This window comes from Streptomyces sp. CA-251247, assembly GCF_050952975.1.
GTDB classification, from domain to species: Bacteria; Actinomycetota; Actinomycetes; order Streptomycetales; family Streptomycetaceae; genus Streptomyces; species Streptomyces achmelvichensis.
Window position 1 is genome coordinate 440,271 of record NZ_CP191861.1, and the last position, 13,793, is coordinate 454,063.

Genomic DNA, 13,793 nt, shown 5'->3' on the forward strand with positions numbered 1-13,793 from the left:
TGCGCCGCCCCCTCTGCGTCAGGCCCCCTCGGCCGCTCCGAGCAGGATCTCCGCCAGCTCGTGCGGCTGGGAGAACATCGGCCAGTGGCCGGTGTTCATCTCGACCAGCCGCCACCGCTCACCGGTGAGCAGCTTGGCCACGTCGTCGCTCGGCTCGGGACCGTCGAGCAGGCATTTGATGTAGGTCGCCGGAAGCTCACCGAGCGGACGCGTGAGTACCGCGGGCTCGGTCAGCGTGGCGCCGGGGTGTGGTGTGGCGCGGTCCACGAACCGGGCGATCTGTTCGTCCGTGAGCCCTTGGCCTTCGCAGTCGGCCGCGGTCGGCAGGGCCCAGAACCCTCCGTGCTCCGCGATCGATGCCTCGAACGCCGATTGTCCCTGCCACCAGCTGGAGGCGAAGGATCCGCCGTCGGCCGGGACGTTCGAGTCGACGAAGACCACACGCCTCAGGCGGTCACCGATGCGCTCGGCCGCCTGACCGACCGGAATGCCCGAGTAACTGTGGCCCACAAGAATCACGTCGCGCAGATCCAGGCGGTCCACCTCATCGACGATGTCCTGGACATGGGCTTGCTGCCCCGCCCGCACACCCTGCTTCTCGGCGAGTCCGGAGAGCGTCAGCGGGTGGGCGCCATGCCCCGCCGTACGCAGCTCCGGCACCACGTCGTCCCACGCCCACGATCCGAGCCATGCGCCCGGCACCAATACGAAGTCAGCCATGGGGCCAACGTAATGCGAGGGTCTGACAACTGCCCCGGTGTGGGCCATTCCGCGGACCGGCGGGGTCAGGGCCACGCCACCGAACCGAGAGCTCAAGTTTTCCTCTGAACCTGTGCCCTTGAGGGTTGGCCGATCCCTCGCAGGACATCACAGCGGAAACGGGAAACTTCCGGGCAGGGCAGGGGGCATTGCCATGCGGACTCTCTTTCGGCGACCCGCCACGACGGCGCCGCAGACACTCGATGTGTACGACATCGCCTACCTGGCCGGCGGGCCGCGGCGGGTGGTCGAGGTCGCGCTCGTCGCACTCAGCGAACGGGGCGCCGTCACCCTGCGGGCAACGCGGGTGCGTGCCGTCGACGAACAGGCGGGCGGTCACCGGGTCGAGCGGGCACTGCTTGCTCTCTGCCCCCGTGGCAGGAGCACGGCAGCCGTGTTCGCGGCGCTGAGAGCCGCGCCCGAGGTGGAGGAGATCGGTTCGCGACTCGTTGCGTACGGTCTGCTCGCGCGGTCGGGGCGTCGCCCCACCGGGACCGGGCGGCGGAGCCTGGAGGAGGCACGTCATGAAGGAGTGCTCCCCCACTGTGTGTTCGACGGGCCCGCCGTCGTACCGGACAGGCGAGTGCGACGGGCCGTCGGGGAAGCGTCGTCCCAGCCGTCCGGGCTCGGCAAGCGACTGGTCCGGATGGGCAGGGCACTTGACGACACCGGACCGGACTCGGACCACGACACGGGCGGCAGCGCTGCTTCGGGCGGGCACCACTCGTGCGGAGGCGGTGGTGGCGGCAGCGACTGAACCCTCAGCGCCGCGTTGCTCCCGGGGCCCGGTCGAGAGGGCCAACTCAACGCGTGGCACAGTCTGTTGATCCGTATGACGACCTCGTCGTCGGCAGCTCGTCCCCGAACCGCTTGTAGCCCCACCAACGTTCGTCGATCAACGAAGGAGTCTGCTCTCATGACCCTCCCGCCGCCGCGCAGCCTCGCCGAGCGCCAGCACGATGTGCGCACACGATTCGAAGCCGATGTCGACGCCTGGGTGTCGACCGCGGACGGGGACGGCAACCCCTACCTGGTGCCCCTGTCGTTCCTCTGGGACGGCGCCGCCTTGGTCATTTCCACCGTCCGTACCTCCCCGACCAGCCGCAACCTGCTGGCCGGCGGCAAGGTGCGGCTCGCGTTGGGCGGCACACGCGATGTGGTGCTCGTCGAAGGATCTGCCGTACCGATCGAGGTCGGGGAGGAGACGGGGACGCCGGGCGGGGATCTCGGCGACGCGTTCGCCGCGAAGACCGGGTTCGACCCCAGGGAACTGGCCACGCCCTACCAGTACTTCCGTATCGAGCCCCTCCAGATACAGGCGTGGCGAGAGGTCAACGAACTGCCCGGCCGGGATGTGATGCAGAAGAGCCACTGGCTGTGACCCGGCCAGGGCAGACGACGCGGCCGTCCCGGTCGCCCTACGGATGACCCGCGTCGGGCAGCAGAGACCCCAGCGGACCGAGGTCGAGGTTGAGGTCCGATCGCTTGAGGCCGTGGCGCGCACAGAGGTCGTCCATGCGTTCGTCGAGCAGCATCAGCGCGGTGCCCATACGTTCCTCCTGCTCCGGCGTGAGGCTCTGGTCGTCGAAGCGACGCACGGCCTGGCGCTCCATGAGCTGGCGCAGGAGTTCGACCACGGTGAGGACGAGGCCGGCCAGGTCGCGTGCCGCATGCTCGGGATCGAGGTCGAGCCGCGGTTCCGGCCCCAGTGATGCCGTCCGGACGCCCGACCCTCGCTCCGCCGTCACAGGGGGCCGCTGTCGGGCCAGGGCGCCGGCACACGGTCGTTGACCGACGAGAGCAGGGCATGGAGCGAGATACGGACCAGCGGCACGTCGGCGAGAGCGAGAACGAGGTCGCCGCTCACGACGACACCGGTGGCCAGTACGCGGTCGAGAAGGTCGACCAGAGGGACGCCGATAGGGCTGAGCGTCTCCGGGCCTTCCCAGGGGACGGGGTGCGGCTGGTCGGCGTAGCCGACCGTCGGCAGGACTCGTTCCGTCATCGCGCGTTCCCCTCCGATCGCGACGCGGAAGCGCGTTCGGCCGGATCCGTCGCCCCCGCGCCCGGCTGCCCCGGCGCGTAGTCCCCGAGTTCGGCAAAGGAGTACGGGGCCCATGGGCCTGTCACGTCGATCTCGATGCCCGACAGGGCGGGAGTCCCCCGCAGATCCGCCACCGTCCGTACGAAAGCGGGGTAGGCCTCTTCGGCAATGAGGTAGGCGGCGTTGAGAACCTGCGCCTTGTTGCTGCCGGTGAGTTCGGCGCTGTGCAGGCGGTGGCGTACGGCGGCCGTGGCATGCCGCCGAACGGCTTCGTCGACCTGTGCGGCCGCGCGGAATGCGGCCTGGCGCTCCTCGTCCGCCTGCCTCCTGCGTCCGCTCACGCGACTGAGGTAGGCCCGGCCGGTTCCCTCACGCGACGATCCCGGCCCCGGCGATCCCTGACCGGTCGGGGCCGGCCGGGCTGTCGCTTCGGCGGGCTCCGGATCGGCGGTGGGCCGCGCGAGGTGGACCTTCACCGCCCACTCGACATGCCCGGTCAGGCGGTCGAGCAGGGCGCTGAAACGCGGTTCGCCGGCGCGGAGCGCTTCGACGGCCCTGCGGTCGCTGCGGTAGAGCGTCGCGAGGGGGAACGGAATGACCGGGCCCGACGCACGGGCCGCCTCGACAGCGGCGTGATGATCCCGGGCGCAGCGTTCCAGCTCGGCACGGTCACCGAGGCGGCGGCGCAGTTCGTCCTCGGAGAAGGCGTCCGCGGGCACGCTCTGGACGAGGAGCGCGAGGCGCCCGAGTCCCAGGGTCCGCAGGGGGCCGCCCTCGGCGTGGCCGCGGGCGGCGGGGACGTCTCCCGCGGCGGGCCGGCACACCGCGAAGACGTAGGTCGCCTGCCCGGTCTCCGGAGCGGCCTCCGGAGCAGTCTCCGGAGCGGGTCCGTCCGCTCGGAGTCCGGGCGACGCGGCGGTGCCCGGGCCCCACAGGTCGCTCATCGGCCCGTCCTTCTCAGCGCGGGACGCTCGTCGGCGTCGTCGGCCGGTTCCAGTTCCCGGAGTCTCGCCCGCAGTTGTTCGTTCTCCTCGGCCAGGGCGCTCCTGGCCGCTTTGGAGGAGAGCGCGGGGTCCGTCTCCCACCAGTCGATGCCGGCCTTCTTCGCGGTGTCGACGGAGGCGACGAAAAGCCGCAGGCGGATCGTCAGGAGTTCGATGTCCAACAGATCGATCTTGATGTCTCCGGCGATGACGATGCCCTTGTCGAGCACCCTCTCCAGGAGGTCGGCGAGGTTGGTGGTGGTCGTGCCCTGTTGGACGGACCGCGGGGCCGCGTCCCATGTCTCCATGCCTGTCGCCATCACGCGCCGCCTCGGGCGGCGGGCCTCGTCCGCCGTGTCTTCCGCGTCCTCATGCCCCTCGTCGTCGTTCCGGGGGCGGCAGTCCTCGTCATACGCTCGCTGCTCTCGTTCATCGGCTCGCTCCCGGGCTGTGCTGGGCTGCGGACGGTGGATGGCCGAAAGCCAGGGGGTGCGTCGTGGGGTGGGCGGGCCTCATGGGGCGATCGGCCTGACGTCGCTCCAGAAGATCGAGGAGACGTTCCTCCTCGCGCTCGAATGTCGCCTCGTCGATCTCGCCCTCGGTCAGGGCGCGGTTGAGTTCGACGAGTTGCCGGCGAACGGCGTCGGGTGAGTGGAGCTGGCGCTCGGCCTCGTCCGAGACGCACTGCGCCACCCACAGCACCCCGCGTACGGGTGCCAGGGGCAGCAGCAGTACTTCGGTCAGCAGTCCCATCCCTCAGGCCCTCGCCGGGACGGCGTCGTCGGTCACGAAGCTGTAGCAGGGCAGCGGGCCGGTGAGGCTCAGTGCGAGGTGGCCCTGGTGGCGCCGCGCCGCTTCGGTGACCGCCGCGCTGAACTCCGGAACGGCGTCCGCCGGAATCAGGTACGACATGTTGAGGACCGTGTCGCCGGCCAGGTCCGCGCCCGCCGTCCTCTCGGCCAGGGCGCCGAGCCGCGCGAGTACGTCCTCGGCCGCCCGCTCCGCGCGCCGCCGCACACCCGCGGCAATGGCCTCACCGAGCTCCACGTTCGTCTGGTAGTCGGGGCTGCGCCGCGCCTTGAGGGCGAGTGCGCGGAGCCGGGTGTCGCTGCGTACGAGATCGTCGAACGAGTCGGGCACCACACCGCCCTTCACGTTCATCTCCGTCCGGCCTTCGAGTGCGGCCAGTTGCTCGACGCACTCGGCGTGCCGTGTCATGAGGCCTTCGTGCACGGCGGGTTCGTCGGCCGCGATCACGCCGAACCTCATCGGCAGGACCGGCCCGGCGGCTGCCAGCTCGCCCAGGACATTCTGGTGGGCCATCAGGTCGCGGCGCCGGGCGCGCAGACCGGCGGGCGCGTCGGAGACGGCGGCGGCGAGGTCGCCCGCCGGTACGAGCCGCACAGCCGCTCCGCCCACGCCGTCGGCCGCGGGGGACGGCATGCCGTCACGTACGAACGCGTACACGTAGATGCCGTGTTCCGGTCGGGGGTCGACGGCCACGATCAGTCCTCCTCGGTACGGCGCCGGGTGCGGGACGAAGTGCTGCGTTCGCGGGAGCCGCTCTCCCGCGTACGCGAGGAGGGGCGCTGGCGCGGTGCGCGCGACTCGCGCTCCTCTTCCTGCTCGTAGTCGTCGTCATCGTCATCGTCGTCGCCGTGACCGAGGGCGCCCTTGACCTTCTCGCCGAGGGACCGCGCGGTCCGCTTCGCGCCGGCCTTGCCGACCCGGCCGGCCATGCCCCCGCCGAAGAGCTCGGGCACTGTCGTGCTGCGGGAGTCGTGCTCCAGGTCCAGGCGGTTGCAGGCTTCGGCGAATCGCAGGTAGGTGTCGACGCTCGCCACGACGATCCGGGCGTCGATCTTCAGGATCTCGATGCCGACCAGCGAGACGCGGACGAAGATGTCGATGACCATGCCGCGGTCGAGGATGAGTTCCAGGACGTCGTAGAGCGTGCCGGCGCGCGGTGCGCACACGACCTCGTCGCTGTAAGTGGTCATGGACGGGCGATCCTCTCGGGTGATCCGGGCAGCCGAAGGTCAGCTGTCGGCTGATCCCCTGCGGTACCGGCTGATGCGGCGGTACGAGACCAGTCCGCCCTCGTTGTCGAGTTCCACCTCGTAGGTGGCGAGCAGGCTGGTGGTGTCGGGGATCCGCGCCACCTCCAGCACATCGACGTTGACCACCCAGCCGTCGTCGGTGCGGCTCACGGCCGACACACCTTCCGAGGGGTGGTCGATCAGCCCGGTCAGCGTCCGGCAGGCGCTCCGGGCGGCATCCTCCGCGCCTCGTACCGACCGGTCCTTGGAGGAACCGGCCGCGGACGACGACTTCGTACGCCGCTCACGTGTGTCTGCCATGAGCTCACCCTCGTCGCCGGTGACGCGGGGCGCGCGCCGGGTTGGGCCGGACGGGTGCCCGGGCCATCGGTCACCGGTGCCGCCCGGGCCGGTGCGCGTGCGGTCGGACGCCCGTACCGCCCCGGCCGGTGCGCGGCTCCGTGGCCCAGGTGCCCTTCGTGCTGATGTGCGGTTTGCTGGAGAGGTGCCCCGGTCGGCCGTGGGCCGTCGCTCCGTGTGCGCGGGCCGCACGCACCGCTTGCGCCCGGGCACGGCGCGGAGCCCGCCCACAGAAGGCTGTGCCGTGTGCGTGCTCTGTTCAGGAGGTTGCGCGATGAAGCGGAAGCCGTTGACGGCCTTGCAGGAACTACAGCTGTCGCCCAGCGAGCGAGCGGCCCGCGGGCGCGCCGCACGGGCGCGGGCTCCCCGGTCCGGCCACGCCGAGTTCATGCCGTCGCGGCATCGGCCCGACCCGATCAGCGTCATCGACAAGCAGTCCGCACGGCGCGTGCCGGAACTCGTCCCGATCCGCTACGGACGGATGTCGGAATCACCCTTCCGCTTCTACCGGGGTGCCGCCGCGGTCATGGCGGGCGATCTGGCGACGACCATCGACTCGGGTCTGCGCGCCCAGCTGTGCGGCGACGCCCACATGATGAATTTCCGTCTGCTCGCCTCTCCCGAACGCAATCTGCTGTTCGACATCAATGACTTCGACGAGACCCTGCCCGGACCGTGGGAGTGGGACGTGAAGCGTCTCGGCGCCAGTCTCGCGATCGCGGGCCGGGAGAACGGGTTCTCGGACGCGGAGCGCGCCATGATCGTCCGGTCCGCGGCGCGGTCCTACCGCGAGCACATGCAGGGTTTCGCGAAGATGCGCACCCTCGACGTCTGGTACGCCAAGTCCGACGCCGACCAGATGTCTGTCATGGCATCGGGCCGGCTGCACAAGCGGGGCCGCAAGCAGCTGACCCGCGCGCTGACGAAGGCCCGCGGCCGCGACAGCCTCCAGGCCTTCAACAAGCTCACGCGGATCATCGACGGCGAGCGGCGGATCGTCGCGAATCCGCCGGTCATCACTCCCGCGGCCCACCTCCTGCCGGACTTGGAACGGGTGGACCTGGAAGAGAAGCTCGCCGGTCTGATCAACCGCTACGCGAAGAGTCTTCAGTCGGACCGCCGGCACCTGCTGGAAGGGTTCACTCCGGTTGATGTGGCGCGCAAGGTCGTGGGGGTCGGCAGCGTCGGTACCCGTTGCTGGATCGTGCTGCTGCTCGGACGGGACGGGCAGGACCCCCTGATCCTCCAGGCCAAGGAGGCCGATACGTCCGCACTGGCCCCGCACCTCGGCAGCAACAGGCTCTCCACGGAGGGAGAGCGGGTGGTGGCGGGCCAGCGTCTGATGCAGGCGGCGAGCGACATCTTCCTGGGCTGGGAGCGGGTGCACGGAATCGACGGCTGGGAGCGGGACTTCTACGTTCGCCAACTGCGGGACTGGAAGGGCGTTCCCGAACCGTCGTTGATGGTGCCCCGTGGCATGAATCTGTTCGCCGAACTGTGCGGGGGGACCCTCGCCCGCGCGCACGCGCGCTCGGGCGACCGGATCGCCATCGCCGCCTACCTGGGCAGCAGCGACATCTTCGACCGCTCGCTGGCGCTCTTCGCCGAGGCGTACGCGGATCAGAACGAACGCGATCACCAGGCACTTCTCGACGCGATCAAGAGCAAGCGGGTCACGGCCCAGGAGGGCTGAGCCTCCCGACGACGCCCGCCGTGCGCGGCGGCGCGGCGGGGCGGGTGAGGTCAGATGGCTGCCAGGAGCCGGTCCAGTGGCCGCGGCACCTGTCCGGGCTCGAGCACCTCGACGAGCGAGCGTGCGTAGTGCGCCTTGCGGCCGGCGTGCGTCCCCATGAACCGCAGCAGTTGCCGCTCCACGGTCCGCTCACGCTGCGCGGGCTGTTTCTGAAAGATGCGGAACGAGCGCAACTCACCCTGGGCCTCGACCACTTCCTGCACCTCGTCCGCTCCGAGGGCGCGGATCAGCTCGTCCTCCAGGTCGGCCACGCAGACGTAGAAGCCCAGTTGCTCCATCTCGTCACGGCTGCGGGCCGTGCCGACGCCCGCAGCCTCCAGCCGCTGCTGGAAGAAGTCCTCCTCGCCGGCGTCGCAGAGACCGGCCAGCCGGACGTCGATCCCCTGCGGGCCGAACATCTTCAGGAACCGCCCGATGCTGGTGGCACCTCCGAGCGGCACGACGGAGATCCCCTCCGCGTCGAGCCGTCTGCCGTACCGGGCGGCCAGGACTTCGAGCGCGATCCGGTCGCTGTCCCCCTCGACCAGGACGACGGTCCGCACACCGACGGCGAGCCGCTGGGCGACGGCTTCGGCCTCGGAGGCCCGGTCGCCCCCGGCCGCACACTCGACGACGGCCAGTCGGAATCTCCTCATGTCCTCCGGGTGCCCCGGCATCCGCTGCGGTCCTCCCGTTGATCGAACGTCCTTGCCCGCCCATTGTCGTCGGTAGCCCCGGAGCCTCGCCGCCCCTTTATGACCGGTGCCCTCGTCACCCTGTCTTTCCGCCGGTCGGAGCGTGCGGCAGTGTGTCTCTGCCGCACAGCACCTCGTCCTGCCTAGCGTCACCTCCATGACCACGTTCAGCAGTTTCGCCGTGCACATCCCCGACGCCGACCTGGAGCCCGACCCCCTGGATCCCTCGCAGATCGTGCAGGGCACGCCTGAGGTGTCGGGGAAGGTTCTGTGGGAGTCGGAGGACGGCAGGAACACCCGCGGGATCTGGCAGATCACGCCCGGCGTCGTCACGGACACCGAGGCGGACGAACTGTTCGTGGTCGTCAGCGGCCGCGCCACCATCGCCGTCCAGGACGGACCCACGTTCGACGTGGGGCCGGGCGACGCCTGCGTCCTGCGTGAGGGCGACCGGACGACGTGGACCGTGCACGAGACGCTGCGCAAGGCGTACCAGATCACGACGTCCTAGCGGGTACGGCCCGGTGGCCCGGGCAGTGTGCTGCGGTCCTCCGCGACAGTCCGCGGCACGCTGCCCGGTTCCGTATGTCCGGTCGGCTACCTTCTGGTGCGTACCCGCCCGAAACGGGCATCCAGGGACCACGACGGAAGGGCGCCCGCATGTCCAGCGACCCCCCGCACCCGTCCGCGGGCGATCGCATCACCGGCGCCACCGGCATCACCGCCGCCCGCGCGGGCGACCCCGCGGCCGCACGGCTCAAGGAACGGATCTACGCCACCATCACCCTGGCCGCCGTGATCGTGACCCTCGCCGCGGCGGACACACCCGGCCACAGCGAGTCCGCGATCACCGTCGCGGTGACCGCGCTCGGGATCTGGCTGGCCACCCTGGTCGCCGACGAGCAGTCGCACCGCGCCATGAGCGGTCGCGGGGCGACCTGGACGGAGATCCGGACGGCGCTGCACATCTCGAGCCCGCTGCTGCTCTGCGCGGTGGGGCCGCTGGTGCTGATCGGCATGTCGGCCCTGGGCGTCATGGAGCTGGACACCGCCCTGCTGATCAGCGCCGGCGTGGAGATCGCGACCCTGTTCCTGTGGGGCTGGCGGACGGGACTGCGGATGGGCAACGGCCCGCTGAGCGCCCTCGTCTCGGGGCTCCTGGACACCGCGATCGGGGTGGGAGTCGTGGGCGTGAAGCTCCTCGCGGGTCACTGAGCCGGTGCCCGCAGATCCCCCGGACCGCGTTCGAAGATCCGGATCGAGGGCAGGTCCTTGTGCAAGGCCGCAGCGCACATCGTGTTGGTACGCCAGTCCGTTCGAGCGAGGAGGATTGCATGACCACGTACGTCATCACCATCCCGGGCACATTCCTGCGCGAGCTGAGCGACGGGGCCAGGGCCGAGGTCGAGGAGACGCTGCGTCCCGCCGATCCGCAGCAGACGTCGCTGGGACGCCTGGAGGATCTCGACATTCTGACGGTCAACGAGAACAGCACGTTCAGCATCCGTCTCGAGGTGGAGGCCGACGACAGCGGCAGCGCGGAGGCGCAGGCCAAGGAGGCCGCCGCGGCAGCGCTCAGCCGCGCCGGCTTCACCGAGGACGACGCACCGCTCGGCCCGGCCGCGGTGACGGGCATCGACGTCTAGGAGGCGTCGTTCGGACAGGGCCGGGCCGAGTGCCCGCCGGGTCGCCGGGTCGCCGGCCCTCCCCCGTCAGGGATGGCGGCAGGCGTTGCGCTGGTCCCGCGTCGGCCGGTGGCCCGGTCTGCTCTTCCGCCGAGGGGGCGGGGACGACAGGATGTGCGCGGCCTGCGCCCGGTCCCACGCCCGTCCCCACACCTCGAGGTCGTCCTCGTCCGTGACGCCGCAGGTCTGGATGAAGGCCAGGACGAACTCGCGTCGCGGGTGGGCCCGTTGGGTGAGGACCCGGCCGATCGTGGCGTGCGGCAGCTGGCCGTGGCGGCCGGCCTGTCTCTCCAACTCCCGGTAGGGGCGGCTGCCGTCTCTGCGGTACAGCTCCAGCAGGGCGAGGTGCAGTCCGGCGAACGTGGTGACGTAGTCGATCCGGAGGCGGCTCGCGCCGTGGCCGGGCCAGGTGTTGCGGGCGTCGTAACGCGCGCCCTTCCACAGGCGTTCCGCCTCCGCCGGGTCCGCCCCGCAGACCTCGGCGAGTGCTTTGACGACCACGAGCCGGGGCACCGTCCGGCCCGATACGGCCCGGCTGAGCGTGGCCTTGCTGAAGTGCGTGCGCTGGGCCAGTTCCGTGTAGCTCACCTGGGCGTCCGCCCGGCGCTGTCGCAGCCAGCTGGCAAGGGCGTGCAGCGATGTGGTGCACGGCGCGATGGGATTCTCGGCGCGCCCCATACGACGCCCTCCTGGCTGGGAACGGAGGCGAGCCCGATCTCTGGACGTGGGGTGGAGAACGCACAGCATTTTCCAGCCGCCGTCTCGACATTTACAAGATCAGATTACCTGCTCGCAGAGTCGACTGTCGGCAGTTGCCGCAGGAACGCAGTGGCGGGGGACGCTGCGGCGCCGCGGGTGGCTCCCACCGGGTACCGCGGACCTGCGCATCTGCCGACGGCCCTCCGATGAGGGAAAATCGGTGGTACCGGACGTCCGCGCCCCGGGCCGCCCGGTACCCGCGATCCAGGGAGTCCCCATGGAGCTGCATCTGGCAGGCAAAGTCGCCGTGGTCACCGGCGCGAGCAAGGGCATCGGGCTGGCGGTGACCCAGGGGCTGGTGGCCGAGGGCGTGAAAGTGGTCGCAGGCGCCCGTACCCTCACGGACTCCCTCGCCGACCTCGCGGCCGGCCCTCAGGTCCGGCCGGTACTTGTGGACCTCACGACGACGGAGGGACCCGGCGGGCTGGTGGGCGAGGCGGTCGACTACTTCGGCGGGGTGGACATCGTCGTCAACAACGTCGGTGCGGTGCGCCCGCGGTCCGGCGGCTTCGTCTCCGTGACCGACGAGGACTGGACGGAGTCGCTGACGATCAACTTCCTGAGCGCGGTGCGCACCACGCGGGCGGCTCTGCCGCATCTGATCGACCGCGGTGGCGGTTCCGTCGTGACCGTCAGTTCGGTCAACGCCTTCCTGCCGGATCCGGCCATCGTCGACTACTGCGCGAGCAAGGCGGCGCTGTCCAACTTCTGCAAAGCCCTGTCCAAGGAGGTCGCGTCCCGCGGGGTTCGCGTCAACACGGTCAGTCCCGGCCCCGTGGAGACGGCACTGTGGCTCGGCGAGGACGGCGTCGCGGCGACCGTCGCGGAGTCCAGCGGCGCCACGCCCGACGACGTGACACGGCAGGCGGCGGCGCAGTCGGCCACCGGGCGCTTCACCCGCCCGCAGGAAGTGGCCGATCTGGTGCTGCTGCTGGCCAGCGACCGTACGGCCAATGTCACCGGCGCCGACTTCACGATCGACGGCGGTCTGATCACGACGCTCTGACGCCTCCACGTCCGTCGACCACCGGGTGGTATGCATGCCGGACGTACTCCGGTTACCACTGAACGCACGGCTTCGGCCAGGATGGGCCCCATGATCGAGATCCGCACACCCCGCCTCATCCTCCGCCGCTGGCACGACGACGACCTCGTGCCCATGGCGGACATCAACGCGGATCCACGCGTCATGGAATGGATCCGCGACGGTTCGGTCCGTGATCTGGAGGCCACCGCGGACGACATCGAGCGGTGGGAGGAGGAGTGGGACGAGGAGGGCTTCGGTCTCTTCGCCGTCGAACTGCTGGCCTCGGGCGAGCTGATCGGCTTCGTCGGGCTGTCCGTGCCCGAGTTCCTGCCGGAGGTGCTGCCGGCCGTGGAGATCGGCTGGCGGCTCGGTCAGCAGTTCTGGGGCCAGGGTTATGCGTCCGAAGCCGCCCACGCCACCTTGGAGTTCGCGCTGCAGGACCGCGGTCTGGACCGGGTCATCAGCATCACCCGGCCCGGGAACGAAGCGTCGCAGAACGTGATGCGCAAGCTCGGCATGGAACCGGAACGTGAGACGACCCACCCGGTGTACGGCCATGCACTGACCGTCTACGCCATCGACCTCACGGAATTCGCCGCCTGACCGCCCCGGGCCCGGCGCCCCGGCCTTCCCGCCCGCACCGGGACCGCGCCCCTTCCCCCCCGCCCAGAAAGAGCACGCTCATGGCCCTCACCACCCTGGACCCCACCACCGCGCTGGTGGTGATCGACCTTCAGCAGGGCATCGTCGGCAGGCCCGTCGCCCCGCACTCCGGTGCCGACGTGGTCGCGCGCGCCGCGCGGCTCGCGGACGCCTTCCGTGCCCACCGCTCCCCCGTGGTCCTGGTCCGCGTCAGCTTCGCCGCCGACGGGGCGGACGCCCTGCCCGGCCGCACCGAAGCCGGCCCGCGCGGCGCCATGCCCGAGGGGTGGGACGTGATCGTGGAGGAACTCGCGGGCGGCAGCCAAATTCCCGTGACCAAGCACAACTGGGGTGCCTTCCACGGCACCGACCTCGATGTGCAGCTGCGGCGCCGCGGTGTCACGCAGATCGTGCTGGCGGGCATCTCCACCAGCATCGGCGTGGAGACCACCGCCCGAGCCGCCTACGAGCACGGCTACCACGTCACCCTCGCCACGGACGCCATGTCGGACACCGATGCCGACGCGCACCGCAACAGCGTCGAGCGCATCTTCCCGCTCCTGGGCGAGACCGGGACCACCCATGACATCATCGCTCTCCTGGAGAAGACGTCCGGCTGACATCCGCGACAGGCTTCGCCAGACCGATCGGCCACGGGGGCCGCACAGGGGCACAAGATCCTGCTGCGGTGCACGCGTTGCGCGTCAGTTCCTCCCGTCGAACGGGCATATGATTCGTCGGGCTTCGTACTCACAGCGCCTCGTCACGGCGGTGGTGGTGCGGGCCGGCACCCACAAGCGTCGGCGGAACGACCACGCCGCGTCGCAATCATCCTCGGAAGGCCTGCATGACCACTGATGCGCCCCGGCGCGACGGCGACGAGCCGACGCGCAGCACCACAGCTGCCGCGGGTTACACGGATCTGTTCCGTGAGCCGCATTACCTCATCGAACTTCCGGAGCTGGAGGAAGACGATGCGCTCCCCGGCCGGCTTCCTTCGCAGGCCTGAAGCCTGTCACGGGCGCGTCCCGCACAGAGGAGAGCGGCCCGGCGGATGTCCGCCGGGCC

General features: G+C 70.7%; 21 protein-coding genes. 10 read left to right on the forward strand and 11 right to left on the reverse strand.

Annotated features, from left to right (window positions below; all coding sequences use genetic code 11):
- Positions 1–18: 18 nt before the first annotated feature.
- Positions 19–720 (reverse strand): alpha/beta fold hydrolase, encoded by a 702-nt coding sequence (locus ACQPWZ_RS01810; RefSeq protein ID WP_433570402.1) that lies wholly within the window; start codon positions 718–720, stop codon positions 19–21.
- A 193-nt stretch (positions 721–913) separates the two neighbouring features.
- Between ACQPWZ_RS01810 and ACQPWZ_RS01815 the strand changes: the two genes are divergently transcribed.
- Both ACQPWZ_RS01815 and ACQPWZ_RS01820 read left to right on the forward strand, forming a co-directional pair.
- Positions 914–1,516 carry a TIGR04222 domain-containing membrane protein gene (locus ACQPWZ_RS01815; RefSeq protein WP_433570403.1) on the forward strand — a complete coding sequence of 201 codons (603 nt, stop codon included), beginning with the start codon at positions 914–916 and terminating at the stop codon, positions 1,514–1,516.
- Positions 1,517–1,675: 159 nt separating this feature from the next.
- Positions 1,676–2,140, forward strand: coding sequence for a pyridoxamine 5'-phosphate oxidase family protein (locus ACQPWZ_RS01820; RefSeq protein ID WP_340471337.1), 465 nt, complete (start codon positions 1,676–1,678; stop codon positions 2,138–2,140).
- Positions 2,141–2,177: 37 nt separating this feature from the next.
- Here the strand turns inward: ACQPWZ_RS01820 and ACQPWZ_RS01825 are convergent, their stop codons facing one another.
- The 8 genes from ACQPWZ_RS01825 to ACQPWZ_RS01860 all read right to left on the reverse strand — a co-directional run bounded on the left by ACQPWZ_RS01825 (position 2,178) and on the right by ACQPWZ_RS01860 (position 6,146).
- Complete coding sequence (locus ACQPWZ_RS01825) at positions 2,178–2,507, reverse strand: gas vesicle protein K (protein WP_327685924.1); 330 nt, start codon at positions 2,505–2,507, stop codon at positions 2,178–2,180.
- Positions 2,504–2,764 carry a gas vesicle protein gene (locus ACQPWZ_RS01830; protein WP_340471339.1) on the reverse strand — a complete coding sequence of 87 codons (261 nt, stop codon included), beginning with the start codon at positions 2,762–2,764 and terminating at the stop codon, positions 2,504–2,506. Before ACQPWZ_RS01830 ends, ACQPWZ_RS01825 begins: the two co-directional genes overlap by 4 nt.
- A complete protein-coding gene (locus ACQPWZ_RS01835; RefSeq protein WP_433570404.1) occupies positions 2,761–3,747 on the reverse strand; it encodes a GvpL/GvpF family gas vesicle protein in 987 nt (328 codons plus the stop codon). The genes ACQPWZ_RS01830 and ACQPWZ_RS01835 overlap by 4 nt, the downstream gene beginning before the upstream one ends.
- Positions 3,744–4,094, reverse strand: coding sequence for a gas vesicle protein (locus ACQPWZ_RS01840; protein ID WP_433573752.1), 351 nt, complete (start codon positions 4,092–4,094; stop codon positions 3,744–3,746). The genes ACQPWZ_RS01835 and ACQPWZ_RS01840 overlap by 4 nt, the downstream gene beginning before the upstream one ends.
- A gap of 121 nt (positions 4,095–4,215) precedes the next feature.
- Complete coding sequence (locus tag ACQPWZ_RS01845; protein WP_340471341.1) at positions 4,216–4,539, reverse strand: gas vesicle protein GvpG; 324 nt, start codon at positions 4,537–4,539, stop codon at positions 4,216–4,218.
- A gap of 3 nt (positions 4,540–4,542) precedes the next feature.
- A complete protein-coding gene (locus ACQPWZ_RS01850; RefSeq protein ID WP_433570405.1) occupies positions 4,543–5,289 on the reverse strand; it encodes a GvpL/GvpF family gas vesicle protein in 747 nt (248 codons plus the stop codon).
- Positions 5,290–5,291: 2 nt separating this feature from the next.
- Positions 5,292–5,786 (reverse strand): gas vesicle structural protein GvpA, encoded by a 495-nt coding sequence (locus ACQPWZ_RS01855; protein WP_433570406.1) that lies wholly within the window; start codon positions 5,784–5,786, stop codon positions 5,292–5,294.
- Positions 5,787–5,825: 39 nt separating this feature from the next.
- Complete coding sequence (locus ACQPWZ_RS01860; protein ID WP_340471344.1) at positions 5,826–6,146, reverse strand: gas vesicle protein; 321 nt, start codon at positions 6,144–6,146, stop codon at positions 5,826–5,828.
- A 313-nt stretch (positions 6,147–6,459) separates the two neighbouring features.
- Here ACQPWZ_RS01860 and ACQPWZ_RS01865 point away from each other — a divergent pair, with 313 nt between their 5' ends.
- Positions 6,460–7,878 (forward strand): DUF2252 domain-containing protein, encoded by a 1,419-nt coding sequence (locus tag ACQPWZ_RS01865; protein WP_433570407.1) that lies wholly within the window; start codon positions 6,460–6,462, stop codon positions 7,876–7,878.
- A 50-nt stretch (positions 7,879–7,928) separates the two neighbouring features.
- Here ACQPWZ_RS01865 and ACQPWZ_RS01870 read toward each other — a convergent pair whose 3' ends face one another.
- Positions 7,929–8,573: a TOPRIM nucleotidyl transferase/hydrolase domain-containing protein gene (locus tag ACQPWZ_RS01870; RefSeq protein WP_433570408.1), complete on the reverse strand. Its 645-nt coding sequence runs from the start codon at positions 8,571–8,573 to the stop codon at positions 7,929–7,931.
- A gap of 196 nt (positions 8,574–8,769) precedes the next feature.
- Between ACQPWZ_RS01870 and ACQPWZ_RS01875 the strand changes: the two genes are divergently transcribed.
- From ACQPWZ_RS01875 to ACQPWZ_RS01885, 3 genes are all read left to right on the forward strand, one after another.
- Positions 8,770–9,123, forward strand: coding sequence for a cupin domain-containing protein (locus tag ACQPWZ_RS01875; protein ID WP_356705009.1), 354 nt, complete (start codon positions 8,770–8,772; stop codon positions 9,121–9,123).
- Between the two features lie 149 nt (positions 9,124–9,272).
- Positions 9,273–9,827, forward strand: a complete 555-nt coding sequence (locus ACQPWZ_RS01880; protein WP_340471348.1) for a hypothetical protein — start codon at positions 9,273–9,275, stop codon at positions 9,825–9,827.
- A 119-nt stretch (positions 9,828–9,946) separates the two neighbouring features.
- Positions 9,947–10,258 carry a hypothetical protein gene (locus ACQPWZ_RS01885; protein WP_340471349.1) on the forward strand — a complete coding sequence of 104 codons (312 nt, stop codon included), beginning with the start codon at positions 9,947–9,949 and terminating at the stop codon, positions 10,256–10,258.
- Positions 10,259–10,324: 66 nt separating this feature from the next.
- Here the strand turns inward: ACQPWZ_RS01885 and ACQPWZ_RS01890 are convergent, their stop codons facing one another.
- Complete coding sequence (locus ACQPWZ_RS01890) at positions 10,325–10,975, reverse strand: helix-turn-helix domain-containing protein (RefSeq protein ID WP_340471350.1); 651 nt, start codon at positions 10,973–10,975, stop codon at positions 10,325–10,327.
- Positions 10,976–11,273: 298 nt separating this feature from the next.
- Here ACQPWZ_RS01890 and ACQPWZ_RS01895 point away from each other — a divergent pair, with 298 nt between their 5' ends.
- The 4 genes from ACQPWZ_RS01895 to ACQPWZ_RS01910 all read left to right on the forward strand — a co-directional run bounded on the left by ACQPWZ_RS01895 (position 11,274) and on the right by ACQPWZ_RS01910 (position 13,734).
- Positions 11,274–12,062: an oxidoreductase gene (locus ACQPWZ_RS01895; RefSeq protein WP_433570409.1), complete on the forward strand. Its 789-nt coding sequence runs from the start codon at positions 11,274–11,276 to the stop codon at positions 12,060–12,062.
- A gap of 90 nt (positions 12,063–12,152) precedes the next feature.
- Entirely contained in the window at positions 12,153–12,686 is a 534-nt protein-coding gene (locus tag ACQPWZ_RS01900) for a GNAT family N-acetyltransferase (protein WP_340471352.1), read from the forward strand.
- Positions 12,687–12,766: 80 nt separating this feature from the next.
- The gene (locus ACQPWZ_RS01905) at positions 12,767–13,345 is read left to right on the forward strand and encodes a hydrolase (RefSeq protein WP_433570410.1); all 579 of its coding nucleotides are present in this window, start codon (positions 12,767–12,769) and stop codon (positions 13,343–13,345) included.
- Between the two features lie 227 nt (positions 13,346–13,572).
- Positions 13,573–13,734 (forward strand): hypothetical protein, encoded by a 162-nt coding sequence (locus ACQPWZ_RS01910; protein WP_340471354.1) that lies wholly within the window; start codon positions 13,573–13,575, stop codon positions 13,732–13,734.
- Positions 13,735–13,793: the final 59 nt, after the last annotated feature.

Coding starts and splice junctions, on each gene's coding strand:
- ACQPWZ_RS01860 (WP_340471344.1), bottom strand. CDS start 6,146: ATGGCAGACACACGTGAGCGGCGTACGAAGTCGTCGTCCGCGGCCGGT.
- ACQPWZ_RS01890 (WP_340471350.1), bottom strand. CDS start 10,975: ATGGGGCGCGCCGAGAATCCCATCGCGCCGTGCACCACATCGCTGCAC.
- ACQPWZ_RS01905 (WP_433570410.1), top strand. CDS start 12,767: ATGGCCCTCACCACCCTGGACCCCACCACCGCGCTGGTGGTGATCGAC.
- ACQPWZ_RS01855 (WP_433570406.1), bottom strand. CDS start 5,786: ATGACCACTTACAGCGACGAGGTCGTGTGCGCACCGCGCGCCGGCACG.
- ACQPWZ_RS01810 (WP_433570402.1), bottom strand. CDS start 720: ATGGCTGACTTCGTATTGGTGCCGGGCGCATGGCTCGGATCGTGGGCG.
- ACQPWZ_RS01830 (WP_340471339.1), bottom strand. CDS start 2,764: ATGACGGAACGAGTCCTGCCGACGGTCGGCTACGCCGACCAGCCGCAC.
- ACQPWZ_RS01840 (WP_433573752.1), bottom strand. CDS start 4,094: ATGGAGACATGGGACGCGGCCCCGCGGTCCGTCCAACAGGGCACGACC.
- ACQPWZ_RS01870 (WP_433570408.1), bottom strand. CDS start 8,573: ATGAGGAGATTCCGACTGGCCGTCGTCGAGTGTGCGGCCGGGGGCGAC.
- ACQPWZ_RS01845 (WP_340471341.1), bottom strand. CDS start 4,539: ATGGGACTGCTGACCGAAGTACTGCTGCTGCCCCTGGCACCCGTACGC.
- ACQPWZ_RS01835 (WP_433570404.1), bottom strand. CDS start 3,747: ATGAGCGACCTGTGGGGCCCGGGCACCGCCGCGTCGCCCGGACTCCGA.
- ACQPWZ_RS01900 (WP_340471352.1), top strand. CDS start 12,153: ATGATCGAGATCCGCACACCCCGCCTCATCCTCCGCCGCTGGCACGAC.
- ACQPWZ_RS01880 (WP_340471348.1), top strand. CDS start 9,273: ATGTCCAGCGACCCCCCGCACCCGTCCGCGGGCGATCGCATCACCGGC.
- ACQPWZ_RS01815 (WP_433570403.1), top strand. CDS start 914: ATGCGGACTCTCTTTCGGCGACCCGCCACGACGGCGCCGCAGACACTC.
- ACQPWZ_RS01875 (WP_356705009.1), top strand. CDS start 8,770: ATGACCACGTTCAGCAGTTTCGCCGTGCACATCCCCGACGCCGACCTG.
- ACQPWZ_RS01885 (WP_340471349.1), top strand. CDS start 9,947: ATGACCACGTACGTCATCACCATCCCGGGCACATTCCTGCGCGAGCTG.
- ACQPWZ_RS01820 (WP_340471337.1), top strand. CDS start 1,676: ATGACCCTCCCGCCGCCGCGCAGCCTCGCCGAGCGCCAGCACGATGTG.
- ACQPWZ_RS01910 (WP_340471354.1), top strand. CDS start 13,573: ATGACCACTGATGCGCCCCGGCGCGACGGCGACGAGCCGACGCGCAGC.
- ACQPWZ_RS01865 (WP_433570407.1), top strand. CDS start 6,460: ATGAAGCGGAAGCCGTTGACGGCCTTGCAGGAACTACAGCTGTCGCCC.
- ACQPWZ_RS01895 (WP_433570409.1), top strand. CDS start 11,274: ATGGAGCTGCATCTGGCAGGCAAAGTCGCCGTGGTCACCGGCGCGAGC.